19 protein-coding genes are annotated in these 25,392 nt (G+C 69.5%); 9 read left to right on the top strand and 10 right to left on the bottom strand.

Annotated features, from left to right (window positions below; all coding sequences use genetic code 11):
• Nucleotides 1–253: 253 nt before the first annotated feature.
• A complete protein-coding gene (locus ACY34I_RS32950; protein WP_462759083.1) occupies nucleotides 254–1,846 on the bottom strand; it encodes a hypothetical protein in 1,593 nt (530 codons plus the stop codon).
• Between the two features lie 189 nt (nucleotides 1,847–2,035).
• Between ACY34I_RS32950 and ACY34I_RS32945 the strand changes: the two genes are divergently transcribed.
• Nucleotides 2,036–3,472 (top strand): MFS transporter, encoded by a 1,437-nt coding sequence (locus ACY34I_RS32945; RefSeq protein WP_462759082.1) that lies wholly within the window; start codon nucleotides 2,036–2,038, stop codon nucleotides 3,470–3,472.
• On the opposite strand, the gene ACY34I_RS32940 is transcribed toward ACY34I_RS32945, so the two are convergent.
• The gene (locus tag ACY34I_RS32940) at nucleotides 3,459–5,213 is read right to left on the bottom strand and encodes a PucR family transcriptional regulator (protein WP_462759081.1); all 1,755 of its coding nucleotides are present in this window, start codon (nucleotides 5,211–5,213) and stop codon (nucleotides 3,459–3,461) included. The two genes, ACY34I_RS32945 and ACY34I_RS32940, sit on opposite strands and share 14 nt — an antisense overlap.
• Before the next feature lie 128 nt (nucleotides 5,214–5,341).
• Between ACY34I_RS32940 and ACY34I_RS32935 the strand changes: the two genes are divergently transcribed.
• On the top strand, nucleotides 5,342–5,797 hold the full coding sequence (locus ACY34I_RS32935) for a GlcG/HbpS family heme-binding protein (RefSeq protein ID WP_148804240.1): 456 nt from the start codon (nucleotides 5,342–5,344) through the stop codon (nucleotides 5,795–5,797).
• Nucleotides 5,798–5,881: 84 nt separating this feature from the next.
• On the opposite strand, the gene ACY34I_RS32930 is transcribed toward ACY34I_RS32935, so the two are convergent.
• On the bottom strand, nucleotides 5,882–6,274 hold the full coding sequence (locus ACY34I_RS32930) for a Na-translocating system protein MpsC family protein (protein WP_148804241.1): 393 nt from the start codon (nucleotides 6,272–6,274) through the stop codon (nucleotides 5,882–5,884).
• Nucleotides 6,275–6,587: 313 nt separating this feature from the next.
• On the opposite strand from ACY34I_RS32930, the gene ACY34I_RS32925 reads away from it, so the two are divergent.
• Together ACY34I_RS32925 and ACY34I_RS32920 are read left to right on the top strand one after the other, a co-directional pair.
• Nucleotides 6,588–7,676, top strand: coding sequence for a Nif3-like dinuclear metal center hexameric protein (locus ACY34I_RS32925; protein WP_462759080.1), 1,089 nt, complete (start codon nucleotides 6,588–6,590; stop codon nucleotides 7,674–7,676).
• Between the two features lie 9 nt (nucleotides 7,677–7,685).
• On the top strand, nucleotides 7,686–9,269 hold the full coding sequence (locus tag ACY34I_RS32920; RefSeq protein WP_462759079.1) for a hypothetical protein: 1,584 nt from the start codon (nucleotides 7,686–7,688) through the stop codon (nucleotides 9,267–9,269).
• A gap of 232 nt (nucleotides 9,270–9,501) precedes the next feature.
• Here the strand turns inward: ACY34I_RS32920 and ACY34I_RS32915 are convergent, their stop codons facing one another.
• Nucleotides 9,502–9,885, bottom strand: coding sequence for a response regulator transcription factor (locus ACY34I_RS32915; RefSeq protein WP_462759078.1), 384 nt, complete (start codon nucleotides 9,883–9,885; stop codon nucleotides 9,502–9,504).
• Nucleotides 9,886–10,556: 671 nt separating this feature from the next.
• Here ACY34I_RS32915 and ACY34I_RS32910 point away from each other — a divergent pair.
• A complete protein-coding gene (locus ACY34I_RS32910) occupies nucleotides 10,557–11,837 on the top strand; it encodes a vanadium-dependent haloperoxidase (protein ID WP_462759077.1) in 1,281 nt (426 codons plus the stop codon).
• Between the two features lie 109 nt (nucleotides 11,838–11,946).
• Here ACY34I_RS32910 and ACY34I_RS32905 read toward each other — a convergent pair whose 3' ends face one another.
• Nucleotides 11,947–12,939, bottom strand: a complete 993-nt coding sequence (locus ACY34I_RS32905; RefSeq protein WP_462759076.1) for a LacI family DNA-binding transcriptional regulator — start codon at nucleotides 12,937–12,939, stop codon at nucleotides 11,947–11,949.
• Between the two features lie 241 nt (nucleotides 12,940–13,180).
• Between ACY34I_RS32905 and ACY34I_RS32900 the strand changes: the two genes are divergently transcribed.
• Nucleotides 13,181–17,173, top strand: a complete 3,993-nt coding sequence (locus tag ACY34I_RS32900; protein WP_462759075.1) for a glycosyl hydrolase 115 family protein — start codon at nucleotides 13,181–13,183, stop codon at nucleotides 17,171–17,173.
• A gap of 143 nt (nucleotides 17,174–17,316) precedes the next feature.
• Here the strand turns inward: ACY34I_RS32900 and ACY34I_RS32895 are convergent, their stop codons facing one another.
• The gene (locus ACY34I_RS32895) at nucleotides 17,317–17,643 is read right to left on the bottom strand and encodes a hypothetical protein (protein WP_462759074.1); all 327 of its coding nucleotides are present in this window, start codon (nucleotides 17,641–17,643) and stop codon (nucleotides 17,317–17,319) included.
• A 367-nt stretch (nucleotides 17,644–18,010) separates the two neighbouring features.
• On the opposite strand from ACY34I_RS32895, the gene ACY34I_RS32890 reads away from it, so the two are divergent.
• Nucleotides 18,011–18,664, top strand: a complete 654-nt coding sequence (locus tag ACY34I_RS32890; RefSeq protein ID WP_462759073.1) for a class I SAM-dependent methyltransferase — start codon at nucleotides 18,011–18,013, stop codon at nucleotides 18,662–18,664.
• A gap of 114 nt (nucleotides 18,665–18,778) precedes the next feature.
• On the opposite strand, the gene ACY34I_RS32885 is transcribed toward ACY34I_RS32890, so the two are convergent.
• Complete coding sequence (locus ACY34I_RS32885) at nucleotides 18,779–19,657, bottom strand: NmrA family NAD(P)-binding protein (RefSeq protein ID WP_462759072.1); 879 nt, start codon at nucleotides 19,655–19,657, stop codon at nucleotides 18,779–18,781.
• Between the two features lie 173 nt (nucleotides 19,658–19,830).
• On the opposite strand from ACY34I_RS32885, the gene ACY34I_RS32880 reads away from it, so the two are divergent.
• On the top strand, nucleotides 19,831–20,376 hold the full coding sequence (locus ACY34I_RS32880) for a TetR/AcrR family transcriptional regulator (protein WP_462759071.1): 546 nt from the start codon (nucleotides 19,831–19,833) through the stop codon (nucleotides 20,374–20,376).
• A 169-nt stretch (nucleotides 20,377–20,545) separates the two neighbouring features.
• Here the strand turns inward: ACY34I_RS32880 and ACY34I_RS32875 are convergent, their stop codons facing one another.
• The 3 genes from ACY34I_RS32875 to ACY34I_RS32865 all read right to left on the bottom strand — a co-directional run bounded on the left by ACY34I_RS32875 (nucleotide 20,546) and on the right by ACY34I_RS32865 (nucleotide 23,576).
• Nucleotides 20,546–21,535 (bottom strand): BtrH N-terminal domain-containing protein, encoded by a 990-nt coding sequence (locus ACY34I_RS32875; RefSeq protein WP_462759070.1) that lies wholly within the window; start codon nucleotides 21,533–21,535, stop codon nucleotides 20,546–20,548.
• A 1-nt stretch (nucleotide 21,536) separates the two neighbouring features.
• Entirely contained in the window at nucleotides 21,537–22,376 is an 840-nt protein-coding gene (locus ACY34I_RS32870) for a MerR family transcriptional regulator (protein WP_462759069.1), read from the bottom strand.
• Between the two features lie 672 nt (nucleotides 22,377–23,048).
• Nucleotides 23,049–23,576, bottom strand: a complete 528-nt coding sequence (locus ACY34I_RS32865) for a phytase (RefSeq protein ID WP_462759068.1) — start codon at nucleotides 23,574–23,576, stop codon at nucleotides 23,049–23,051.
• A gap of 606 nt (nucleotides 23,577–24,182) precedes the next feature.
• On the opposite strand from ACY34I_RS32865, the gene ACY34I_RS32860 reads away from it, so the two are divergent.
• A partial coding sequence (locus ACY34I_RS32860; RefSeq protein ID WP_462759067.1) for a hypothetical protein occupies nucleotides 24,183–25,392 on the top strand: 1,210 nt, incomplete at its 3' end.

Genomic DNA, 25,392 nt, shown 5'->3' with positions numbered 1-25,392 from the left:
TGATCAGGGACGCTGACCATTGGCCTCATTCCGCGAGCCAGGCGTATTTGCTCGACGTCCTCTCGGGGAGCGCGCAACGTACACATGATCGAAGATCAGAAATCATCGGCTTCGGGGCGCGGGGGACAGCCGCACCGCAACGTGCGTGCCGGTGACCCCGCCACCACCCCGGAACCACCCAGCTCCGGCGCCGGCGGCGAGATCACCGGCACTTCGTCAACGACCGCCGTTACGAGATCGACTCGGGCGTGCCCTAACCGAAGAAGACCACCGCGAACACGGTCCCCGCGACGAGCCCGCTGACCACCGGGATGAAACACCTGCGGGCGAGGGCGATCACCGGCACCCGGGCGAAACCGGCGACGGCGATGAGCGAGGACCAGGCGACGAGGGTCCCGCCACCGGACCAGATGTTGCCCATCTGACCGACGGCGGCGAGGGTGCCGGCGCTGATCCCGGCAGCCGGACCGAGGCTGCCGGCCAGCGCGCCGGTCAGCGGCAGGCCGGAGAAGCCCGACCCCTCCAGGCCCGCGATCATGCCGATGATCAGGATGCCGAAGGCAGCGACGAAGCCGCTGTGCGGGATGTGGTTCTCGGCGGCCGTGACCAGGTCGTACAGCAGCGCGGGGCCCTTCGCCGGGTCGGCGGTGCCGAGGATCTGCCCGGAGAAGTCGCCGTTGCCGATGAAGAAGAAGCCCGCGATCGGCAGCACGACCCCCATGGCCTTGAACGCGAACACCAGGCCGTTGACGACGTGCGTCGCGGAGCTCTCCAGGAAGCCCTTGCCGTCACCGGCGAGGGCGGCCAGGAAGACGACGAGCGCCGCGATGCCACCGACCAGGGCGGCGGCGTCACCGCCCCGCAGATCGGGCACGCTGTCAGAGAACGTGGCGACCACCATGTACACGATCAGCGCCAGGTACGCCACCGGCACGAAGATGGCGAAGAAGGTCGGCACCAGCGGGTTGCCGCGGTAGCCGCTCGTGTCGTCCGTGCCGTCGTGCGGTTCCTCGTCGTACTCCTCCCGCAGCGCGACGCCGTGCCCGCTCGTCGGTGGCCCGCCCCGCAGGGACGGGACCTCCCCGCCACCGGCCGGCCGGTCACCCGCCCCGACCAGCTCACGCTCGCGTTCGGTGACCGCCAGGTCCCTCGCGCGCTGCCCGCTGCCGTCCGCCGTCAACTCCCACTCGGCGAGCAGGGCCGGATCAGGTCGGCGCATCGCGCGGAACTCCATCAGGTAGGCGACTGCGAGGGCGATGGCGCCGACGACGAGGGAGAGCACCATCGCGCGGTCGGCGACGAGGTTCGCGTCCACCCCCGCCGCCTTCGCCGACAGCCCCGGCGCCACCCGGATGACGTAGTCGGAGGAGAGTGCCATGCCCTGACCGGCAATCGCCACGACCAGGCCGACGGCCATCGGCCGTAGACCTGCGCGGATCGCCACCGGGATGAGCACCGCGCCGATCAGCGGCACCGCCGGGGTCGGCCAGAAGAACAGCGAGATGAAGTACGTGACGACCACCAGCGTCCAGAACGCGAGGTGGCCGTTGCGCATCACGCCTCGGAACGGGGCGACCATCTTTCGGTCGGCGCCGATCGCCTGCAACGAGTGCAGCATCGCCGTGACGAGCGCGATGATCAGGAAGATGTTGAACAGAGCCGTCGCCGCCACGAGGCTGGCGTTGAACACCGCGGAGAGCCCGCGGATCACACTGTGCGAGAAGACCAGCGCGGTCGCGAACGTCGCGACCACGGCCGGTACCACGATGTTCTTCCGGGCGATCATCGTCGCGATGATGACGACTACGCCGACGAGATAGACCCAATGGGCCGCCATTAGCTGCATCTGCCACCTCACTGCCTCTTGCAGGGAGTCGATTGCAGGTCAGAGTCCGCGTGCGGCGTATCCAGCGTCTACCAGCGATGTGCACAGGCCGGCGGCCAAAGATTGTGCAGGCTGCCGTAGCGCCGCCCCTCGGTGACGACGCAGTCTCAAACCGTACGTGACCTGCGGATACGACGGGAAGGACGGGACGTGCGGGACACCCGGCCGGGGGCTGGCACCGCGTTCGCCACGCCGGCCGGCCGGGAGACGCTGCCCGGGCGAACGCGGGCAGGGCTCGGTGTCCTGCTGACCCTGCTCGGCGCGACGCTGCTCGGCACCATCATCAACAACGTGCTCAACGTGCCGTTGCGCGACATCACCGCCGACCTCGGCGTCTCCCTGTCGTCCGGGGTGCTCGTGGTGAGCAGCTTCGTCCTGGTCCTCGCCGCCAGCATGGCGTTGAGCGGCTGGGTGGGTGACCGGTTCGGCCGACGCCGTACGGTCATCGCGTCACTGGCCCTGATGGCGGTGGCCATGGTGGGGGCGGCGCTCGCCCCGTCGCTGCCCGTCCTCGTCGCGATGCGCGCCCTGCAGGGCATGGCCTGCGCGGCCTACCCACCGGCGGTCATGGGCATGCTCGCCAGCATCTACGGGCCGAGCCAGCGGACCCGCACGATGAGCGCCTGGGCGGCCGCCAACGGCATCGGGCAGGCGATGGGCCCCCCGCTGGGCGGCCTGCTGGCCGACCTCGCCGGATGGCGGGCGATCTTCTGGTGCCTCGCTCCGGTGGCCGCGATCCTGCTGGTCACCACCGTGCTGCTGGTGCCCGACGACCGAGGGCACGGCGCCGCGCTGCACTGGCCCGGTGCGCTGTCGTTGACCCTCGGCGCCGCGTTCCTGATGACGGCCGCCACCACCGTCCCGCAGCACCTGATGCCGTCCTGGGCCACCGGCACGCTCGCCGTGGCGGGCGTGGCGCTGCTGGCCGTCTTCGCCATCTCCTCCACCAAGGCTGTGGCGCCCATCATCCGGCCGCGCCTCATCATCGAGTCGCGGTTCCTGCGCAGCGCCGTGGCCGCGGCCGCCCAGATGTTCTGTCTCGCCGCCACGCTCGTCGCGGTTCCGCTGTACGTCACGGGCACCCTCGGGCGGGCCACCGCCGTCACCGGCCTGCTGGTGCTGGCCTTGCCCGCCGCCATGGCCGTGCTGGCTCCCGTCGTCGGCCTGCTCAGCGAACGCGGCAGGCCGCGCTTGATCCTGCGTACCGGTCTGGTCCTGCTCGGCGTGGCGGAACTGCTGGTGGGGCTCTACACGGGCAGCGGCGGCCGTAGCACGCCGTTGCTCGTCGCGTTGCTTCTCACCGTGGGTGTGGGCGTGGCCCTCGTCCAGACACCGTCCGCCGCCGGCGCGACCCGATCACCGGCCGGCCGGTCGGGCGCCGCCCTCGGACTGTTCAACATGATGCGCTTCGGTGGGTCGGCGCTGGGCGCGGCCTGGGTGGCCGTCGTCTATCCGCACGGCGCGCTGCCGCTGCTCTTCGCCGGATGCACGGCGGTCGCCGCCATCGGGCTCGTGGTCAGCTTCGTCGGACCCGACCCGTCCCCGCTCGACATCGACGCACCGTCGCCGACCACTACGTCGGGCTGAGATCCCGGTCGACGGCCGTCATCGTCTCGGCGAGCAGGTTGAGCTTGTGCGCCAGCCACACCGCGAACTGATGCTCGGCATCCCGCAGGTCCAGCTGCAGCAGCCGCGACGCCCGATCCAGCTTGTACAGCATCGTGTTGCGGTGGATGTGCAGTTCCCGCGCGGCGGCGTTGAGGTTCCCGCCGGAAGCGACGTAGGCGATGACGGCCTCCTCCAGACCGTTCCCACCGGCGCGGGAGCCGCGCAGCGGGGCCAGCAGGTCCCGGGCGAACGCCTGCCCCTGCGGGCTCTCCGCGAGCTCCGCCAGGGCGGCGAACACCCGCAGGTCCTGGAAGCCGCACACCTGGTCCATGCCGAGACGGTTGCGGATCCCGAGCGCGATGCGCGCCTCCCGGTAGCTGTCGAAGATGCGGCCGGCGCCGCCGACGCAGCGCCCGTACGCCACCGCCACCCGGCGCTGGGTTCGGCGTTCCAGGTCCGCCTGCAGGGCGCGCGCGAAGTCCGCCAGCGCCCGGTCCTGCGCGTCGGGCGAGTCCCGACGGCCCGCGGGGTCGACCTGCCGGACCACCGCCAGGACGTCGCCGACCACCGTCGCCAACGTGTGCACGTTCGGCCGGGCGTCGAGCCGGGCGGCGTGCCGGGCCAGCTGGAACAGGGCGGTGGGGGAGTCGGGGCTGCCGACCGAGCCGAGCCCGTTCGCCACGACCACGCCGTAGGTCGCCCCGACCGGGAAGTCGTAGTGCGCCGCCCGGGCTTCCAGCTCGTGCTGGTTGGAGAAGCGGCCGTGCAGCAGCGCGTGGACGAAATCGCCCCGCGCCCGCTCCTGCGCCTGCTCGACGCTGCGCATGCGCAGCATCTCCGTACCGACGATGGTGGCAGCCTGCTCGACAACCACCCGGTGCTGCGCGATCTCGTGCGGGCTGGGCGGATCGGCCGACTCCACGATGAGCACCCAGCCGTCGTGGCGACCGCCGAGCAGGATCGGATTGAGCACGCAGGTCGCACTGATCCCGTCGATCAGCAGCCGCCGGACCTGCGGCCCGGCGTGCGGCTGCCCGGCAGCCACGACATCCGGTCCCACCGCACCATGGGCGGCAGGTCGCGGGTCGGCGGCCCCGCCGGACGCCTCCCCGCGCAGCGCGTCCGCGACCGCCGCCGCCTCGAACAGCCGGTCGCGGCTGCGTTCGAACGCCAGCACCCGGTACTGCGGGTCGAGGATCGCCGCCGTGCAGCCCGACAACCGGGCCATCTGCTGCCCGAGCGCAGCCAGGCCGGCCCCGCGGTACAGCAACTCCACCAGCGCCCGGTGCACCCGCAGGCCGTACCGGAGGACGTGCGTGTCCCGGGCCAGGACCAGCTCCGCCACCAGTTCACTGAGCTGGCGGAACGCGACGTGCGCGCCGACGTGGATCACCGGCAGGCCGCAGCTCGGGCCGGCGACAACATCGGCCTCGCCGGCGACGACGACGGCGGCGGCGTTGCGCCGGCCGAGATCGGGTAGCAGCGCCGACCGGACCTGGTCGGCCCGGGCATGGACGACAACCCCGGGCAGCGGGTCGTCACTGGCCTGGACCTCGTCCCACGGCAGGCACCAGGTGACCGCCGCATCGAGCAGGTCAACGGACCCCGCCGTACGCGCCTGACGAAGCAACCGTTCCTGCAACAACCGGCCCACCGTCAGGTGCTGCGGGTCCGGGTCGTCGGGCCGGCCGTCGAATGCCACCGCCGATGGGTCCGCCATGACCACTCCTTGGACAGGTTGCACAACCTACCCCCGTCGCATCGCGGCAGTCTAGCCATTGTTGGCGGTCTCCGCGCCCGGGCAGGCTGGTCGCACGGACCGCCCGGTAGTGGGGCAGAGGAGGCAACGTGCACAGGATCTACCGAATCACCCTCGACGACGCGCTTCCCGTGCTCGCCGCAGCTCGAGCGAAGGCGGAGGAGATCGGAGTCAAGCAGACGATCTGCGTCTGCGACGACGGCGGCCACGTGCTCGCGCTGCATCGGATGCCCGGTGCCCGCCTCACCGGCGTCGAGATCGCGATGGCGAAGGCGTTCACCGCGGCCGGCCACGAGCGCGCGACCCACAAGTTCAACGAGCCGCCCAACGGCCCGGCGCTGCCGGGCAACGAGGCGTTCGGGATCAGCCACATGCACCCCGGGAAGTTCGCCATCTTCGTCGGCGGGTTCCCCATCGAGTACGACGGCCAGATCGTCGGTGCCGTCGGCGTCAGCGGCGGCAACGGCGAGCAGGACAAGGCGGTCGGCGCCGCCGCACTGGAGGCGTTCGCCAAGCACGCCGCGGAACTGGGACTCGGCGGGTAGCCCCGGTCGAACACGCCGTCGCCGCCGACGTGCCGCCGCCCCGGCACGCCGGCGCCGACGTGCGGATCGACCCGGCGCCCCCACCTAGTGGTGACGCCGGGACTCCTCGAGAGCCAACGGGGTCTCGAGGACCACCACGGTCGCGGCGATCTCGGTATCCGGGTCGTAATCCTTGAGGACCACCCGTACCGGAAGTCCGATCTTGTCCTTGAACTCCTGGGCGAGTCGCCGCTTGCCCTCGTCCAGCAGCGCCACGTCCACCTCGCGGGTGATGTCGCGGTGCGCGGAGTCCAGCGCCGCCAGCGCCTTGACGCGCTGGTGCTGGGCGAGGATGAGAATCCGGTCGTCCAACAGGTCGACCCGCTGCCGGCTCACACCGACGCCCGCGATGCCCTGGTTCACGGCGTTGTAGACGCGCAGAATCTCCTGCTTGAGCTCTCCAGGCGTCCGGGGCGGTGTGCTGCCTGAGTGATCCATGGCGCGACTGTAGTGATCGTCTGACGGCGCGGTCGAGACCTTGACACGCCGCGGCGAGCGCCGTTATATATCACAAACCTCTGAAGCGCTGTTCCCACGGGTACGGGCCGACGAGGACGTCGTGACACAGAGCCGACGAACGGTCGAGGGAGCTTCCGTCCCGAAGAGCCCGACAGCTGTCGCCGATGGCGGTTGGCGGTCTGCGCGTGCTTCGCGCACACCGCCGAATCCGAGCGGTGGCAGCCTTTTTGCTTCCGCCGCACCAGATCCAGTGCGTGTCGCACTGGCGTCAACGGAAAGGCGGACGAAACGCGTGACGAACAAGGCGGTGTCGCAGACCTGTCCGACCGTGGCCGACGTGGTCGCGGCCCTCGACGGGTTGACCGGCGGCCGGATCACCAGCTCCGACGGAGGCCGCAACCCGTGGGTGATCAGCAAGGACTCGGGAATACCCGGCAAGGCGGTGACCGAACGGCCCGGCCTGGTCTGGGGGGCCACCGACAAAACCGTGCGGCGGCTGGCGGTCGCGATGACCATCACCGAACACCACATCGAACTCGCTCATGCCAGTGGCGTGGACGCGATCGTCGCGCACCACCCGATCGCGGATGCGGCGAGTTCCGGCGGGGTCGCGCTCGCCGACTACCTCTCCCTCTACGGGGTCGCAGTGCTGGAGTGCCACGAAGCCTTCCACGGACTGCACCCCGGCATGGCCCACCTCCACGGCCACCGGCCCTTCTACGTCAACCCCGCCTACGACGGGGTGCACGGACTGGTGGTCATGGTCGGCCGGCCGCTGCCGGGCGTAGCCACGGTCGGTGACGTGCTCGCCCGGCTCGACACGGGCCTGGAGCGGTCCCTGGACCGGCGCATCCTGGACGGCGAACGCGCCGTCCGCCAGTGCGCCGAGCTGACGGACAGCGCCACCGCCCCCGGGATGCGGGTGCTCGCCGGCGCGCTCGACGACCCGCTCGGCGAGGTCGTCCTGCACGCCTTCCCGCACACCGGGTTCGGCGAGAAGCAACTCGCCCAGTTGCTCGCCGAACACCCCACCATCTCCACGGTCATCTTCAGCATTAGCACGACCGCCCCGGACTCGGCCGTGGTGGCCAGTGCGGCCGAGCGCGGACTCAACGTACTGGTGGGCAGCACCCACGCCGCGGAGATCTTCGAGAACGGACTCCCGCTGGCGTTCGGACTGTCCGCGCTGCTGCCCGACGTCGACGTTGTCCTGTTCCGGGACCGGGTCGTCTCGATCCCGATCAACCGGGTGGGCACGGGCCCGCTGCGCGCGTACGGGCGCACGATGGCGCAGGAGCATCTGCTGCCACGGGCCGAAGCCGTACGCACTCGCGTCGCCGCGACGGCAACACCCCTCAACCACTCCGAGCAAGCGAGCTAGGAGACAACCATGGAAATGACGCCAGCGCACTGGGTGTACCTCGCCGGTCTGGCTTCACTGATCATCGTCATGGTCGCCCGGAAGAACGTCGTGGTGCCGGCCATCGCCGCGACCTTCCTCACCGCCGTGACCTTCACCGGCAGCGTGCCAGGGGGAGTGGCGTCGGTGTTCCGCGCCAGTCTGGTGGCCGCCTCGGAGCTGTTCAACATCTTCCTCATCATCGCGCTCGTCACCGCGATGCTGGCCGCGTTGCGAGCCATCGGGGCCGAACACCGGATGGTCGCGCCGTTTCGCCGGCTGATGGTGAACGGGCCGATCGCCTACCTCGTGCTGTTCATCGTCACGTACGTCTTCGCGCTGTTCTTCTGGCCCACGCCGACCCTCGCGTTGATCGCGGCGATCCTGCTCCCGGCCGCCATCCGAGCGGGCCTGTCCCCGATGGCCGGCGCGATCGCGATCGCCATCGCCGGGCAGGGCATGGCACTGGCCTCTGACTACGTCATCGGTGTGGCGCCCGCTCTCTCGGCCAGCGGCGCCAAGGTGCCGGCCGATCTGATCGCCGATCGGGCCCTGATCCTGTCGTGGGTCGTCGGGATCGTCGCGCTGGGCATGAGCTACCTGATGACCGTACGCCGTCGCCGACCCGGCCTGGCGGCCGCCGGCGAGGCCGGTGCCGAGCTGGCGGCGAGCCGGGCGCAGGTCGAACTCGCCCCCGCCGGGGTCGCCGCAGGCGGCACCCCTGCCGTTGCGACGGGCGGCGGGTCGGGTGGCACACCTGAGCAGCTCGGCCAAGCCCTGGCGACCAAGCAGCCGCCGCGGGAGGCGCTGGCGGACGGGCAGCCGGCACTCACCGACGCCGTGCTCGACGGCGATCCTTCCGGCCGACGCGACCGCCGCGCCAAGGTGTTCGCCGTGCTGGTCCCCGCTTCCTTCGGCGCGCTGCTGATCTACATGCTGCTCGGGCGATTCACCCACCTGGTGTCGGTCGACGACGGCGCCGGGGCTCCGCTTGTCGGCGGCCTGGCGGCGCTGCTGCTCCTCGCCGTGGCGTTGACCAGCGACGGCGTCCGCTCCCTGGAAAGCTGCGCCGAGCACATCGTCGACGGCCTCTCCTTCGCGTTCAAGGCGATGGGCGTCGTCATCCCCATCGCCGGGTTCGTCTTCATCGGCATCTCGGACTTCTCCGGCCGCATCATGGGGCTGGCGGACGGGACGACCGCGCCCGGTTTCCTGTTCGACGCGATCCGCAGCGTCGAGCAGCACATCCCGCACAACCCGTTCGTCATCATGTTCGCCGTCCTGCTCGCCGGCATGACGGTCGGACTCGACGGATCAGGGTGGGCGGGCCTGCCGCTCACCGGCTCCCTGTCAGAGGCGCTCAGCCCCCACGCCGGAGTCGACACCGCCACGCTCGCTGCCATCGCGCAGAACGGCGCGTCGTGGACCGGCGGCGGCACCCTGGTCATCTGGTCCTCGCTGATCGCCGTCGCCACCTTCTGCGGGGTGTCCGTGAGCGACCTCGCCCGCAAGCTGTTCCTGCCCGTGGTCACCGGGCTGGTCGTCAGTGCGGTGGTGGCCGCGATCATCTGGTAAGCCGACGAGCCTTCGAGCCGGATGCCGGCGCTGCTGTCAGGGATGTGCGGCAGCGCCGGCATGACCAGGAGACCCTGAACCGCAGAACTTGCTCGTGTCCTGCGCGTAGGGCGCAGCCGCCGAAACTGCCCGCGGCGAACTCCCACGGCCAGCCGGTGATTCCCTCGAGCAGGCGAGCGGGCCGGGCGCCAATTGGATCCATCGACGCGCAGCCGGAAGCGCAGCTGAAAGATCAGCGGCCGAGGCCGGCCTCCCTTGCCCGCACGATCGCCTCGGCACGGTCGGCGACCCGCAGCTTGGCGAACCCGTTGGACACGTTGTTGCGGACCGTCGTCTGCGACAGGAACAACGCCTGGGCGATCTGGGCGTTGGACCGCCCCGCCGCCAGCAACTCCAGGATCTCCCGCTCCCGAGCGGTCAACTCGGGGAAGGCCGTGCCGGCGCTCGGCGGGCCGGCGGCGAAGAACTCCGCGATCCGCAGGGCGAGCGCCGCGCCGAAGACCGCGCCGCCCGATGCCACGGTCTGGATCGCCCGGACGACCTCCTCCTGCTCGGCACCCTTGATCATGATTCTCGACGCGTTCTGGCCGCTGTCGATGCTCGGCATGTTCGTCATCGGCCTCAAGATCCTCTTCACGGGCCGTTGGAAGGGCGCTGCCCGGGTGTGGCCGACGGTCGCGGAGAGCTGGGCCGTCGTCACCCGTCCCCACGTTTGTGATCTTCGGCGAGCCGCTGTCGAACTGGATCGGCGGCGGGCACCTGCTGCTCGGCTACGCGACGCTGGGCGTCATCCTGGCGCTGCGCCCCGAGCTGACCGGCCCCGGGACTGAGCAGGACAGTGTTCGACGCCGTGCCCGGGCCCGCGATGGTCGGCCCCGGGCAGGCGTTGACAGACATCCATGAGCGCCGCGGTCAGGCGGTCGGGTTGTCCTTGAGCGGCTCGCGACGTCGTCAGCGGTGCTCTCGTCGTAAGGCGCGCCGGTTCCGGGGCGGCCGTGGTTCGGCCGTTTCCTGCGGGCGAAGTCTTCCCGTTGCGTCATGTGCCGCGACCTGGCCGGCACTCAGCGGCGATCTCGGGCACTGCCGTCGCTGACCGGGGACGCGGCGGGTCGCGCAAGGCCACAGCGGGTGCCGCGGAGTTGACCGTGCCCGGAACAGTTGCGGGACAACAACTCCTCCAACCTTTCGGCCACTGTGGAGGCTGCAGGCGGCGCGGTAACTTCCGACCTGGCAGTAACTCACATCGATGGGCCGATGAGCCGACCGGACGCCAGCGAGGGAGCACTCATGACAGATCAGGTTCGCACCCGCCGAAGAGTCGTGGGCGCGTTCGTCGCCGGAATCCTCGCCGCCGGGTCGCCGGTCGCGTTCTCACCGGCGCAGGCAGCGGACGCGAACACCTCCGAAAATGCCGTCATCGTCTGGGACCGCAACGCGCAATCCGCGATCTGGGACGTGGCCGGCCAACAACCCCAGGTCCAGGCGCGCAGCTTCGCCATGGTGCACGGCGCCATCTACGACGCGGTCAACGCCATCGCCGGCCGGCCCTACCAGCCCTACCTGACCGCACCGGCCACCAACGGCCGAGAGTCGGTGAACGCGGCGGTCGGCAGCGCGGCGTTCCAGGTGCTCAGCTCCCTGTTCCCGGCCCAGCAAACCCGGCTGCAGACGCAGTACGACGAATGGTTGGCGGCCATCCCCAACGGCAGCGCGAAGCGGCGCGGCATCTCAGTGGGCAACCAGACCGCCGCCGCGATGATCAGCGCCCGGCAGAACGACGGCGCGTTCGGCGACACGGCCTGGCCGGTCGGCACCGGGCCGGGCCAATGGCGGCCCACCCCGCCGACCAACGCCAACGACGGGGCATGGGTGGCGAATCTCAAACCGTTCCTCATCCCCAGCGCGTCGATGTTCCGCACGTCCGGCCCGCCGGCGCTCACCAGCGAGCAGTACGCCCGGGACTTCAACGAGGTCAAGGCGATAGGCGCGGCCGACAGTCCAACCCGGACCGCGGACCAGACGCAGGCCGCGATCTGGTGGCACGACCGGCACCTGGGCGAATGGGAGATCAAACGGCAGCTCGCCACGACGCAGCGGCTGAACACCCTGCAGACGGCGCGGATGTTCGCGATGGTCGACCTCGCCGAGGCCGACGCCACGACCGCCTGCTACAACGAGAAGGGCGCCTGGACGTTCTGGCGGCCGGTCACCGCGATCCAACTGGCCGACACCGACGGCAACCCGGCCACCGAGGCCGACGCCACCTGGATGCCGCTCCTCGTCACGCCGCCGCACCCGGACTACACGTCCGGGCACACGTGCTTCACCGCGGCGAGCATGTCGGCCCTGAAGCACTTCTTCGGCCGGGACGACATCCCGTTCAGCGCCTACAGCGAAGCCTCGGGCACCACCCGGTACTTCAGCGGCTTCTCGCAGGCCCTCGCCGAGGTCATCGAGGCCCGCATCTGGGGTGGCATCCACACCCGGACGGCCGACGTCGAGGGCGCGAAAATCGGCGGCCAGGTCACCGCGTACATGATCAATAACTACTTCCGCCCTCGGCGGTGACGCGCCGGGCGGGGCGGCTGCCGTCGCCCCGCCCGGCGGCCGCCGTCCGTCAGCCGACGCAGTTGTTGTTGCGCCGGCTGGGTCAGCACGCTCGCTGCGGCCGCGCCGCTCAGGCGCGGCGTCGCGCTGGGCCGGACGACTCGCGCAGCACCAGCTGGGTAGGCAGCCGGATCGCCTCGCCGTCGCGTTGTGATCGTGCGGCGAACTGCTCGATCAAGAGCTCCACCGCGAGCCGGCCGGCGTGCGAGCCGGGCCCAGCCAGGGTGGTCAACGAGGGATGGACGAAATCGGCGGCGAAGATGTCGTCGAACCCGATCACACTGATGTCGGCCGGGACTCGAACACCGCGCTGGGCGAGGCGTCGGATGATGCCGATCGCCAGCAGGTCGTTGTGAGCTACGACGGCCGTCACACCGGTGCGCAGTGCTCCGTCGGCGGCGGCCCCGCCGTTGGCGACGTTGGGGGTGTACGGACCGATCCGGTGCGCCGTCAGGCCGTGCGCTTCGGCCCCGGCGCTCAGTGCCGCCCAGCGCGCCGCACCCATCCAGGAGTTGGGTGGCCCGGCGCAGTAGGTGAAGCTCTGGTGCCCGAGCGAGGCCAGGTGTTCCAGGATCTGCTGACAGCCGGCGACGGTGTCGAACGCCACGCTGGTCAGCCCGGGCAGCTCTCGGTTGAACAGAACGATCCGGTGCAGTTTGGCGAGGTCGCGCAGGACCTCGTCGCCGAGTCGGCTGGAGGCCAGCACGAACCCGTCCACGCCACCGGCCAGGTCCCGGATCTGGTTTTCCTCGATGCGCCGGGATTCCTCGGCGTTGACGATCACCAGAGTGACGTCGGACGCCTTCGCGCGCTGCTCCGCGCCGCGGATCAGCTCGAAGAAGTGGGGATTGGTGATGTCGGACAGCACCATGGCGATGGTGCGGTGGCGTGGACCCGGAAGGGCGCGGTTCTGCGGTCTGTGCTGGTAGCCGAGCTGTGCGGCGGCAGCGACTATCCGCTGTCGCGTCGCTTCGTTGACCCGGCCGGGCTTGTTGAACGCCCGGGAGACCGTCGACGCGGCCACGCCGGCAGCTTGCGCGACGTCAAAGATGGTGGGCTCCACGAACGCATCTAGCCACGACAATGGCAATTCTGGCAACACCTTGCAGAAGTTGTCGCCTGCTCCCTACGTTGCGACCGTGCCGGCCACTCGATGACGTGTCGGACGAGAGGAGCGAGGGATGTCGCAGCCCGGACTAAGAGGTCGAGGTGTGCAGCTCGACGAGCGCAGATTCGCGGGTCGGGCCAGGCGATGGTCCGCGGCTGTCGTGACCGGCATTGTGTTGGCCGCATCCCTGACGTCGGTGGGGGTGACACCGGCGCACGCATCCTCGGGTGACTTCACCATCTTTGACGGTCAGACGACCTCTCCGATCCTGATCGACCCGTCGTACGGCGGCGATCACGGCGATCGGGACTACACGCAGGTGCGCCGCGCGGTGCAGGACCTGCGGCAGGACGTCGCCATGGTGACCGGGGCGATCGATCCCGGTGCGGTGCAGAGCTTGTTCGTCGACGGCGAGTCGGCCAAGGAAGCGCGGTTGGCGAAGGCCGACCAGAGCAAGCTGCCGGCCCTGCTGACCGAGGCCGCGGGTCAGCAGACCGCGATCATCGTCGGCCAGATCGGTCAGAGCCGGCTGATCGACGAGATCGTGGGAGCCGGCAAGTTCGACGAGGCCGCCGGGATCGAGGGCAAGTGGGAGGCGTATGCGGCCAAGACCATCACGGACCCGATCCCTGGGGTCGAGAAAGCACTGGTGATCGCGGGCAGTGACGCCCGGGGGACGATCTACGGGATCTACTCGATCTCCGAGGAGATCGGCGTCTCGCCGTGGTACTGGTACAGCGACGTGCCGGTCAAGCAGCGGGACGACATCGAGGTCAAAGGCAAGACCCGGGTCGACGACGGGCCGGACGTCAAATACCGCGGATTCTTCATCAACGACGAAGAACGCACCGTCGCCTGGGCGAAGAGGAAGTTCCCCACCGGCAAGGGCACGCCTGATGTCAACTTCTACCGGCACGTCTATGAGCTGATGCTGCGGCTGAGGCTGAACACGCTGTGGCCGGCGATGCACCTGGCTTCGACGGCGTTCAACGCGGTCACCGACACCGGGACGTACGACGAGGGGACACCGATCAACGCCCGCGAGGCGGCAACGTTCGGCGTGGTCGCATCCTCCTCCCACGCGGAGCTGATGCTGCGCAACAACGAGGGCGAGTGGCGACAGTGGTACAACCGCAACAAGGACGCGCTCGGGATCAAGGGCTCGGACGCCGTGGCGGCCTTCAACTATTCGATCAACAAGCCCGCGATCCTGGAGTACTGGCGCCAGCGTGTGGTCGCCAACGCCGACTTCGAGAACATCCTTGCCCTGGGCATCCGCGGTGTGCACGACAGCGATGCGGCGTTCACACCCGGCAACCCGTACGGGTTCAAGGACAAGGTCGAGATGGAGGCCGACGTCATTCGCGAGCAGCGCAAGCTGATCGCCGAGGTCTACGGCAAGGCCGACGCTGTGCCGCAGGTGTTCATCCCCTACAAGGAGATGAACGATCTCTACAACGCCGGGCTGAAGGACCACATCCCCGACGACGTGACCCTGATGTGGGCCGAGGACAACCAGGGCTATCTGCGCCAGGTGCCCACGCGGACCGAAGCCGCCCGGTCCGGCGGGAACGGCGTCTACTACCACATCTCCTACTGGGGCGAGCCGAAGAGCTATCTGTGGCTGAACTCGACGCCGATGTCCTTGATGGTGCAGCAGCTGCGCCGGGCGTGGAACTCCGGTGCGGGGCGCTACTGGATCCTCAACGTTGGAGACATCAAGCCCGGCGAAATCAAGCTGGACCTGTTCGCCAAGCTCGCGTGGGACGTCGAGGGCTATGACGATACGAACATCGGGAGCAAGTTCCTCACCGAGCACGTGCAGCGAGACTTCCGGCTGAGGGGCAACAACGCCGCCGTCGTCGCCAACGCGCTGGAACGATTCGATGCGCTTGAGAACACCAAGCGCGCCGAGTTCTGGGGGGAGATCAACTCGTCCAACGCGAGCTCAGGAAGGATCCACAACGGTCAGGTCTTCCCGTTCAGCGCCACCTCGGACGGGGATGAGCTCCAGCGCTACATCAACGAGTCCAACGAGCTGGTGGGAATCCTCGACGGTGTCTCCGCGAAGCTCGACCCGCGCTATCGCTCCGCGTTCTATCAGCAGGTGCTCCACCGAGTCCGGTCCTACCGCAACATGGCGGAGCAGATCGGCTACTACTGGAAGAACCGGCTCGCTGCCGCCCAAGGCCGCTACGCCAGCGCGGGAAGCTACGAGCTGCTCTCGAAGCAGGCCCGTGAGCGCATCCTCACCGACGAGGACTACTGGAACACGATCAGCGACGGCAAGTGGGACCACGCCATCGGCCACAGCCATCCCGAAGGCTTCCCGAACGAGGGCACCGTCATGCTCACCAACGACCGGTATGCCCGGGTGGCCACACCGACCGATGCGGTGGGCGCCGCCGCCGAGGGGAGCAAGGAGCCCGGCCGCGGCACGCTGACCTTCAGCTCGGCCGCGCCCGACGACAAGCGGTTCTTCGACGTATTCTCCCGCGACGACGTAGCCAGCCCGCAGGAGTGGGCCGCCGAGGCGGACGCTCCGTGGATCACCCTTTCTCAGCGCTCGGGCACGACCGCGACAGAGCAACGAATCACGGTGACGGTCGCCAAGGACCACCCAGCCACGACGGGGACGATCCGGGTCTTCAACGCCGCAGACGGCGCCAAGGTCGGCGACCCGGTCGCGACGTTCACGGTCGACGCGCAGCGGGCTGCCGTGGATCTGCGCCGTGTCGCCGAGCCGGCGCACCTGGAGGCCAACGGATACGTGGCCCTGGAGGCCGAGCACTTCTCCGAGAACGTGCCCGGCGCCGACGGCAGCCGGTGGGCCCCCCTTGAGGGCGTGGGCCAGCGCGGCGCATCGATGGGCAGCTTCCCGGAGATCGCGCCCCGGGTCGACTCCGGCTTCGAGACGACCGCCCGCCTGAGATACCGGGTCTACTTCACCTCCACCGGGAGGTTCACCGGGACCTTCTACCGAATTCCGACGCTGAACGAAGGCACAGAGGACGACGGCACGCCGCGAACCGCACGCACGGCGGTCGGGCTCGACGACCAGGTCCCCAGCCTGCTGCGCGGCAACTCCGTCGCCGGCACGAGCACCAGCACCTGGGGATTCAACATCATGCATCAGATCGAACCCCTGAACTTCACCGTCGACGTGGCCACACCGGGCTGGCACGACCTGACGGTCTACCGCTCGGACGCGGCGATCCTCTTCGACCGGATCATCATCGAGACTCGCGACGGCGCGGTCGGTGACGGCCTGGTCGGCCCGCCCGAGAGCCCGAACAACATCGCCGCACCCCAGAGGGCGACTGTTGCGCCGCTTCCCGGCGTGATGCCGGAGCTTCGCCGGCTGCCCGCGATCGAGACGTCGGTGGGCCGGACGAGCACGGTCGAGGGTGTGGCTGACGTGGTGGCCGCGGAGTCGGACAACGAGACCGCCGTCTCGGTCGCGGTCAAGGACGGTGAGCTGAGCATCACCGGGCACAGGGTCGGAAGAGCCGAGGTCTCCATCACCGCCGGTGGCGGAAAGGCCTGGGTGCTGACCGTCACGGTGCGGCGGGCGGACGGTGCGCCGGTCGGCCCGTACCTGGAGCAGGACGGTCTGGTCGTCCTTGATGCGGCCGACGCGCTCGAGAACAGTGCCTCCGCCCACGCGACCGACAGCAACAACGGCACGCACGGTTGGGCGCTGGCTCGTAATGGCCTGCAGGTCGTCCCGCCAGCCGACGCCAGCGCGAAGGCCCAGTGGCTGGCGACCTCGGCGGCCCAGGCCGAGGCGTTGTTCAGGGCCGGCCCGACGCAGAAGGTCAACGGGAGCTCCGCGGCAGGCGCACCACCTAGGCTCGACTTCACCGTCGACGTCCAGACCGGTGGCACGTACTACCTGTTCGTCAACTCGAGCAACCCGAACCCCGACGCCGACTCCTACCATGTGCTCGTCGATGGCCAGTGGAGATACCAGTCGGGCAAGAGTTCGCCGGAGACCGGCTTCGAGACCTGGTACGGCAGCACGAACCTCAACGGGGCCGCGTTGGCGCTCAAGCCGGGTGAGCACACGATCACACTGGCGCCTCGTGAAGCCGGGCTGGTGCTCAACCAGATCGTCTTGACCACGAACGACTCACCCGGCCTCACCGGCTTCCAGGCTCCCAGCGGCCGGAGAGCGAGCGCTTCATGACGCTCTGACCTCGACCAGAGCACCATTAGATCCTGCCCGCTACCAACCGAAACGGCCGGACCTGCCAGGTCCGGCCGTTTCGTCAGGTGCAGAGTGAGCAGGTCGAGCCGGGCGGGGACAGGTGCCCCGCCCGGCGTCCCGCCTCAGCCCACGCCGCAGTTGTTGTTGCGTGCCGGCTGCGTGAGCTTCTCCTGCGTGCCGAACTTCGCGTAGACCCGCAGGTAGCACGGCAGGTCGACGTCGCCGTAGTAGCTCTGAACATTGTTGTCGTAGTGAGTGGTGCCGCTCTGCGCGACCTGCCAGGTGCCGCTGTCGCCCGACTGGATCTCCCAGTAGACGTCGCCGGAGCAGCCCTCCAGGCCCTGCGCCCAGGAGATGATGTTGGCCCCGTTGTAGATCTCGGACTGCACCAGGGTGCAGGTCGCCGCCTGCGCCGGAGCGGCGCCGACGAACAGACCGGCCGTCAGCATTGCCCCTGCTCCGAGCGCTGACATCAGCTTGCGCATGGTCCAGTACCTCCCAGGTGGACGGTGGATCTTCCATCGGAGGGTATCTGTTTCCGAAAACAAGCTACAAGATCCGATCGCGAAGTTGTTGGAAACCTTCAGGGTGGAGAGCCGGTCCGGGCATGCTCGCCGCCATGCCTCGCCTGCACGTCAGCACCGGCCGAAGGCGGCACCGCCTCCTCCGCCGGGGTTTCGACGTCGTCGCCGCCGACCTGGCCGCGCTCGGGTACGGCCTACTTCACTGTCGCGACGTAGGATCGCCTCCTACCCGCCGGTGAACGTGCTGGTCGAGCCGAGGTTCCTGCCGGCGGCCTTCCAGAGGGGGTCTGCGGTGAGCGGAGGCAACGCCGAGGTCGGCGGCGACGAGCCCTATGACGTCGACTACGACGGGCTCTACCGCGACACCGCCGACTCGGGCGGGCCGCCCTGGGACATCGGCGGTCCACAGCCGGCACTCGCGCGGGTGCTCGACGACGGCGCGAAGGGCCCGAAAGTGCTCGACATCGGCTGCGGCACGGGCGACCTCGCGATCGCCCTCGCCCGCCGCGGCTACGAGGTGACGGCGATCGACATCTCGCGCGTGGCGATCGACATGGCCCGCGCCAAGGCCGCCGCCGAGGGCCTGACGGTGCACTTCGAGGTCCAGGACGCCACGCACCTGTCGTTGCCGTCAGCGCCGTTCGACTCCGTCTTCGACTCGGGGCTACTGCACAGCCTCAACCGCCGCGGCGGTGGCGAGGTCGACGAATACCTCGCACTGCTTCCCGGCCTCGCCGCGCCGGGCGCGACCGTCTTCGTGCTGGCCGTGGCTCTGCAGGCGGGTCAGGGCTGGGGCGTGACCGAAGAGCTGCTGCGGGCGGGCTTCGCCGAGCCGGCGTGGGTCGACACGGAGGTCGAGGACATCGACGTGGCCGCGTCGACAGACGACCGGGAGCTCATTCTGCCCGGCTTCCTGCTCCGCACGGTCCGAGCAAACGACACCTGATAATGGTGGGGCTTGCGAGGGAGTCGCCGATGGGGCTGACCTTCGCATGTCCCGGCCCGCTCCTGGCGCGGCGAACGGGGACACTGACACGGGACCAGTCCCATGTGGTGATGCTCAACCGAGGACAGTTGGCTTGAGTACCTCCTCGCACCAGCGGCGGAAGCTGGTAGGGCTGGTGGACTGCGGGGTGCGCGGCTCGGCGTTGTAGATGCCCTGATCAACCGCGGTCGCCATGTCGACAATGCCCTGCGCCCACGCCTCGGTCATCCCCTGCTGTGTCAGGGTGGCCTTGTAGGCCTCGCCGGGGACCTGTTGGAAGCGAACCGGCCGCCGCAGTACCGCCGACATGATCTCCGCCATGTCATTGTGGGACAGGTCCTCGGGGCCGTGGATCGGCACGCTGTCCTGTCCGCTCCAGAAGTCATCCAGCAGCAGATTGGCCGCGACGGCGGCGATGTCGCGTGTGGCGCAGATAGGTACCTTGCGCTCCCCGGACATCGGCGAAAAGAACAGGCCCTGGCTCTTGATCGGTGCGATCTGCCAGAGCATGTTCTCCATGAACCCCGGCGGGCACAGTGAGCGGTAGCTGACACCCATGCTTTCGATCAGATGGTCCATGGCGAAGATCGCGGATATCTGCCCGGCGTTCTTGGCTGTCCCGCGGCCCAGGCTCGACACGCCGATCACGCGCTTGACGCCCTGGTTGTTGATCGCATCGCACATCGGCCGGACGAAGTCCAGGATGTGACCGGGGATGCTCTCGGCGCAGGGGTTCGGCGGCACGAGCCAGAACACAGTGTCGGCACCTGCGAAGGCCTCGTTGACGACGTCGAGGTCATCCGTTGATCCCCGCACGATCTCGACGCGCTCGCGCACCCGTGGGGAAAGCCGGGACGGGTCGCGCGCGATCACCCGGATCGCCTCTTCGCTGCCGAGGACGTTGTCGAGGAGTTGGCGGCCGATCTGGCCGGTGGGAGTGGTGATGACGATCATGAAACCCGAACCTCGCACTGGGGCATACCGGAAGCGGAACTCCGGTTCCTGTTGGCATGGCGCACGTTACGGAACTAGGATTCCGCTTGTCAAGCGGTGCCCGAGACGTGTGAGCGATGACTGAGACCGAACGACCCCTACGCGCCGACGCGCGCCGAAACCGCGAGCGGATCATGGCCGCCGCTGGTGAACTGTTCGCCCGGCGGGGGCGCGAAGCCCAGATGGAGGAGATCGCCGCCCGCGCCGGCCTGGGCATGGGCACCCTCTACCGCCACTTCCCCAACAAGCAGGCGCTGCTCACCGCGATGGTCGGCGAGCGTTTCCACGGCATGGCAGAGCTCGCGCGCGCCGCCGAACAGATCACCGACGCCGGCGATGCCTTCGAGACGATCCTGCGCGACTACCTCGAGGCCGCCGACGGCGACGCCAGCTTCCAACTGGCACTGATGGGCTCCGGCGACCTTGAATGGGAACGCATCAGACAGCAGAAGGCCGAGTTCGCCGCGGCCGTCACCCGCATCATCGACCGCGCCGTCGCCACCGGTCGGGTGCGCGCCGACCTCACCCTCGCCGACTTCACCGTCGTGGCCAGCGGCATCATCTCCACCATGTACTTCAAGCCCGGCGGCAACTCCGACTGGCGACGCCACCTCCAACTCGCGCTCGACGGCATCCGCAAACCCGGCACCAAGGGCAGACCGCAGCGCTCGGGCAACTGAGCGGGGAGCCGTCTGGCCGTCGATCGTTACGCCGCGTTGATGCCGAGCAAGGCCAGGCAGGGCTGAGCCCCTCGACGTGCTGCCTCGGCTCAGTTCCGAGGTCAGCCGCGGTCGGAGCACGCCTCGTACATACGGCGGACCGGCAACGTCACGAAGTGCGACTGCCGTATCAGTCGGTGCGAATCCCGGTCAAGATCTGCATGGCGTGGCGTTCCCTGTCTGCGAGTTCGGTGAGGATTGCCGAGGCGCGGGTCAGGTGGTCTGGGTCGCCGGTTTCTCCGGCGGTCGTGATGTGCTGGGCGACCTCGGTCCATAACGGGGCGATCTCGGCGTACAGCTGGTGACCGAGGCGGAGGTTGTCGTCGTCGACGATCGTGGCGCATTCGGCGAGGAAGTCGCGGTACATGGCGCGAAACAGGGCGCCGCCAGTCCCGCCGCGTTCCATCAGCGCCGCGGCCGGCGGGAGGTCGCGGGACGGGTCGCTTGAGCGGTCGAGCCACCGCGCCACCTGTCGGGCCGCCTTGGCGATGCCGCGGTGGCCGAGGTTGGCGATGGGTGGGTTGAGGAAGGCGTGTGCGTTGTTGCGGATGGCCGCCCGGATGGCGTCGCCCAGATCGGGCCGGCCAGTGGGGCTGGCGATGGTGTAGGAGAGGTTGCGGGCGGTCATCGGTCCGCGTTCGTTGCGGGCCCGTGCCAAGCTCGCCAGCGTGGTCGCCACGGCGCCGCCCTGCTGCGCGGTGTCGACCAGGTAGGCGTGCGTGTCGTCGTAGCCGTACATCGCGACGAAGTGGCCCCCGAAGTGGACCTTCGCGGTGAAGTACTCCAGGTGGTAGCAGTCCAGTTGCAGGCCGACCGGGCGCCCGGCGGTGAGGGCGGCAGCGACGTTCTGCCAGGCCTTACGGGGTGAGGCGGTCTCCTGGATGTGCAGCGCCAGGCCCAGCCGGTCGGCCATCGTCCGGGTGACCGTGGTCGGTTTGGTGCGGCCGCCGAGGAATGGAAAGTCCATGCCCTTGGCGTCCCAGTAGACAAAGCCCAGACCTTCGCCGAGGCCGAACAGCATGGGCTCGGACAGGTCGAGGCCGTCGTGGCGCAGCAGGGCGCCGAGCGTGGTGGTCTCGCAGTGCTGACCGGCGGGGAACGCCACCTTCTCGATGATCATTTCATTTCCTGATCTGCTGAACGGGCTGGCTGGTCGGGGGCCGGACCGGCCAGGCGATCTCCGTGCGGAGCGCGGCCGTGGGTACGCCGGGCGCGGGCGGGACGAGGTAGCGCTCCTCGGCCGGGCCCGCCAGTACCCGGTCCTGCTCAGCGATCCAGCGCCCCAGCGACCGGTACGCGGTCTCAATGTCGTCGTAGCCGCCCTCATGGACGGTCGCGGCGAGCAGACAGCCCGGCAGTTCCCCGGCCGCGATCGTCGCGGTCGGCCGGGGCGAGCGTCCCACCGGCGCGAACAACTCCACCTCCAACACCGCCGCGTCGAGGTCGTCGCTGAGGTAGCGGGCCCCGGCCGGCCCCGCCGGGGCGATCCCCTGCGCGGCGAGACCGGCGAACAGCCGCGCGAACCCGGGCGCCAGCGCCTCGGCCAGCCCGCTCAGCGGGGTACGCACCAGCACACGGGCGGTGGGCTGGGCGGGGCGCCACCGTTCGTACACGTGCAGCCAGCCCGGCACGCGCCCCGGCTCGGCCAGCACGGCCCCCAACCGCCCAGCGATCTCGTCCAGCCGGGCCGCCCGCGCGGCCACGCGTTCCCGGTGCCGCTCGATAACGGTGCGTGCCTGCTCCGGGGTATCGGCCGCCAGGATCTCGGCGATCTCAGGCAACGGCACCTCCAACTCTCGTAGCCGTCGGATCAGCCCCGCTCGGGGGAACTGGTCGACGCTGTACCGGCGGTAGCCGGTACCCGGATCGACCCACGCCGGGACGAGCAGACCCAACCGGTCGTAGTTGCGCAGCGCTCGAACGGACAAGCGGCTCGCCCGCGCAAACACTCCGATCGGCATCAACCCCGTCACCTGCGCCTCCAACAGCCTCGACCCTCTCCCTGGGAGAGGGTCAACCCCGGCTTTCGGCCCCTGCCGCGCCGCACATGGAGGAAATCATCGTGGAACACAACCCGGCCAGAGCAGCCTGCGCCATTCTCGAACGATCGTTCGAGCCAGCGACGCGGCCGGCGGAGCGTGCAGGGCTCGTAAGCGAGGGGTCAGACCTCCAAGCTGATCGCGTACCTGGTCTGGGGCGGATGGAAGGCGGCAGGACGAGTAGGTCCACGGCAGCCAAAGGCGGGCTGCCGGCCAGCGGCCGAGGCGCGCAACCCGGCGTGCGACGCCCGGGGCGGCGACCCGTTGACCCGGCCGCGAGGTTCAGGTCCGGGGGAGTGCCACCTGGATGGTGCCTGCCCCGCTCGCCGTGGTCTCGTGACCGATCACGGAGGTGACCAGGTTGTAGTACCGGGCTTGGCGTCGGGACTGATCACGATGGCGCTGACCGGGCGTTCGTCGGGCGTACCGGAAGGTGAACCGGTGCGGCCGCGAAGGTGGCCAACCCCGGTGCGGTCTGGGCATCTGGGGCCGGCGGCATCGCCCAGGCCGGAGCGCTCACGGGACCGGTGAGGGAATGCGTAGGTGAAACGGCCTGCTCAAGAGTTCCCCGAGCAGGCCGGTCACGCGGGTGGGTCAGCTGAAGCGCGGGTCGTTCCCGGCTCGCGTGTTCACGGTCAGGGACAGCGCGTGGGCGATGTCGCCCCAGGAGACGTAGGAGAAGTTCGTGGCATCGCGCTCGTCGTCCACATCGGGCCCGGTTTCGGGCTCGTCATGCGAAACGAGCAGACCCTGCCGGTAGCCGCCGACAGGGCGGTTCGTCACGGCGAGTCCGTCGGAACCGTTGATGTCGTCGGCGCCGCCGACGCCCTTGACCCGGAAGTTTCCCAACGCTTGGTTCGCGCCCTGGCGCTCGTAGACAGCGAAGGTGTCGTCGCCCTGGCTCGACACGAGCACGTACCCGGTCGAGCCGGGCCCGTAGTAGATGTCGACGCCTTCGGCGTCGGCCGTGAGGAGGTTTCCGCCGTAGCCCTTGGCGTTCGGGTCGACCGGCTGGCATTCCTCGGTCTCGCTGTCGTAGACGTCGTGGATCCCGAAGTCTTTTTGACCAGGTCGATGAGCTTCGGTTGGCTGCTCGACCCGAGCGGCAGTTGCAGCCGCCACAGGCCGACGTCCTCCTGCGCGGCGTAGAGCACGCCCGATGCCTGGTCCACCGCGACGCCCTCGAGTTGCGGCAGCACGCCTGGCTCCTCGCAGGGAAACCAGGTCGTCCCGTCCGGCAGCGGGAAGGTGCTCGGCATGGTGAGCCGCTGGATGTCCGTGTAGCCGAGCTTTCCGCCGATCTCGATGACGCGGGCGGTCGCGATGGTCGTCGTCCCCTCCTGGGTGACGACGGCGTACGTCTCACCGGGCCGCGGTTGCCAGATGGCCAGGCCGTACGCGGTGTGCTCCTCGTCGACGGCCTGACGGTCGGGGTTGAAGAGGAAGCTCTGGTCGGTTGCGGTGACCTCGGTTAGCGGGGTGCGCACCGTTGCGCCGGCCGGGTCGATGACGAAGAACCGGAGATGGTCGTTGTAGCGGTCCGAGACGACGGCGACGTCGACCCGGCGACCGGCCAGGCTGACCAACTTGATTAGGAATCGTCGGTGATCATAGATTAACCGTGTGGACCATGGCGCCTGGCCTTTGGGCTGGTTCGGGGGAGATTCCGGTGACGTGGGCCAGTCGTGATCGCGGGTTCTCCTGGATCGTTGTCGGGGCGATGAGCCGGTGAGCGGGAAGCTGCCGCTGGCCGAGGGTGAGGCCTCCCGTACCGCTTGCGCCCGCGTCTTGCTCCGATCGGGGGTGGACGAGGAGAGCGGCGAAGTTCTGTCGCAGGCGGTGCTGGCGCAACGGGTCGGCTGGTGTGCCGATCTGGTGGCGGGGATGGTGTCCGGTCTGTTGGTTGAGCGGTGGAACTGCGCGGATGTGGAGGTGTTGGCCTCCGGGCAGGACGCGGGTGGTCGGAAGCTTCCGTCGAATGCGTGGATGGCGTTGCGGCGCTTGGGCTGGACGGTTACCGCGCCGGTGGGTGTGAGGGTCAATGACCGGGTCGTGCGGATGGCGCAGGAGCAGGCGGGGCGTGTTCTGCGTTCGGCGTCGTGGCGTGCTGGCCTGACGGCCGGGGTGCTGGCGACGTGGCCGGACGATCCGCGTCAGCGCACCGTGCAGGAGTGGGAGCAGGTACGCCAGGCGGTTCCGGGCGGGGAGCATCTGCCGTCCAGCATTATCAAGTCCCGCACGCGGCAGGTTGCCAGGTTCCTTGCCGTCAATGGGCGGCTGCCGGTGGACGTGTTCGAGCTCGAAGGCGTCCCAAAGGTCGCGCGGATGCTGCTGTTGGCCGCGTGTGACAGGCAGCAGGCCACCATCGAACGCTCCGACACCGACCCTCAGAGGGTGTTGCTGCGGTTGCAGCTTCCCTCACGCCCGGGTCCGCGATCGTATCGGGATTGGACGTGGGTGGCCTGTCCGATCGTCCTGCCGCCTACGGTCCCTGCGGGCGCGGTGGTGCACCTGCCCACCCTGCACGTCTCCGGCGGGCAGGTGCGCGCCGATCTGGCATACAGCCACCTGGTGCCGAAGGCCCGGCGCGCCGGTCACACGGTCGCGGTCGGCGTGGACTGGGGCCTGAATACCCTCCTCAGCGCGGGGGCGCTGCGACTGCACGAGGATGGGCGGATCACGGCGTTGGGGGCGGGTGGTCAGTTCCGGGCGGCCGGGGTCCTGGCCAAGCAGCACCGGCTGCGCCGCCTGTCCGAGCGGTTGCACGCCAAAGCCGACCACTACCAGCGCCTCGCCGGCCGTGACGAGCGGCATCAACTCGTCGGCAAACTGGCGGTCCTGCGCGACGAGATCCGCCACGTCTCCGACCGCCGCTCCAACCTCAACGGCGCGCTCGCGTGGGCCGCCGCCCGCTGGGCCGTGGACCAGGCGGTCGCCG

The sequence above is a fragment of the Micromonospora sp. RTBAU3-60 genome (genome assembly GCF_054963695.1).
Note: the sequence above shows the minus strand (reverse complement) of the source record. Positions and strands in the feature narration are given on the sequence as shown.

What these genes read in the sequence shown, in the direction of transcription:
- ACY34I_RS32950 (WP_462759083.1), bottom strand. Translation starts at nt 1,846, where the DNA reads ATGCAGCTAATGGCGGCCCATTGGGTCTATCTCGTCGGCGTAGTCGTC.
- ACY34I_RS32940 (WP_462759081.1), bottom strand. Translation starts at nt 5,213, where the DNA reads ATGGCGGACCCATCGGCGGTGGCATTCGACGGCCGGCCCGACGACCCG.
- ACY34I_RS32930 (WP_148804241.1), bottom strand. Translation starts at nt 6,274, where the DNA reads ATGGATCACTCAGGCAGCACACCGCCCCGGACGCCTGGAGAGCTCAAG.
- ACY34I_RS32920 (WP_462759079.1), top strand. Translation starts at nt 7,686, where the DNA reads ATGGAAATGACGCCAGCGCACTGGGTGTACCTCGCCGGTCTGGCTTCA.
- ACY34I_RS32915 (WP_462759078.1), bottom strand. Translation starts at nt 9,885, where the DNA reads ATGACGAACATGCCGAGCATCGACAGCGGCCAGAACGCGTCGAGAATC.
- ACY34I_RS32910 (WP_462759077.1), top strand. Translation starts at nt 10,557, where the DNA reads ATGACAGATCAGGTTCGCACCCGCCGAAGAGTCGTGGGCGCGTTCGTC.
- ACY34I_RS32895 (WP_462759074.1), bottom strand. Translation starts at nt 17,643, where the DNA reads ATGCTGACGGCCGGTCTGTTCGTCGGCGCCGCTCCGGCGCAGGCGGCG.
- ACY34I_RS32885 (WP_462759072.1), bottom strand. Translation starts at nt 19,657, where the DNA reads ATGATCGTCATCACCACTCCCACCGGCCAGATCGGCCGCCAACTCCTC.
- ACY34I_RS32880 (WP_462759071.1), top strand. Translation starts at nt 19,831, where the DNA reads ATGGCCGCCGCTGGTGAACTGTTCGCCCGGCGGGGGCGCGAAGCCCAG.
- ACY34I_RS32875 (WP_462759070.1), bottom strand. Translation starts at nt 21,535, where the DNA reads ATGATCATCGAGAAGGTGGCGTTCCCCGCCGGTCAGCACTGCGAGACC.
- ACY34I_RS32870 (WP_462759069.1), bottom strand. Translation starts at nt 22,376, where the DNA reads ATGCCGATCGGAGTGTTTGCGCGGGCGAGCCGCTTGTCCGTTCGAGCG.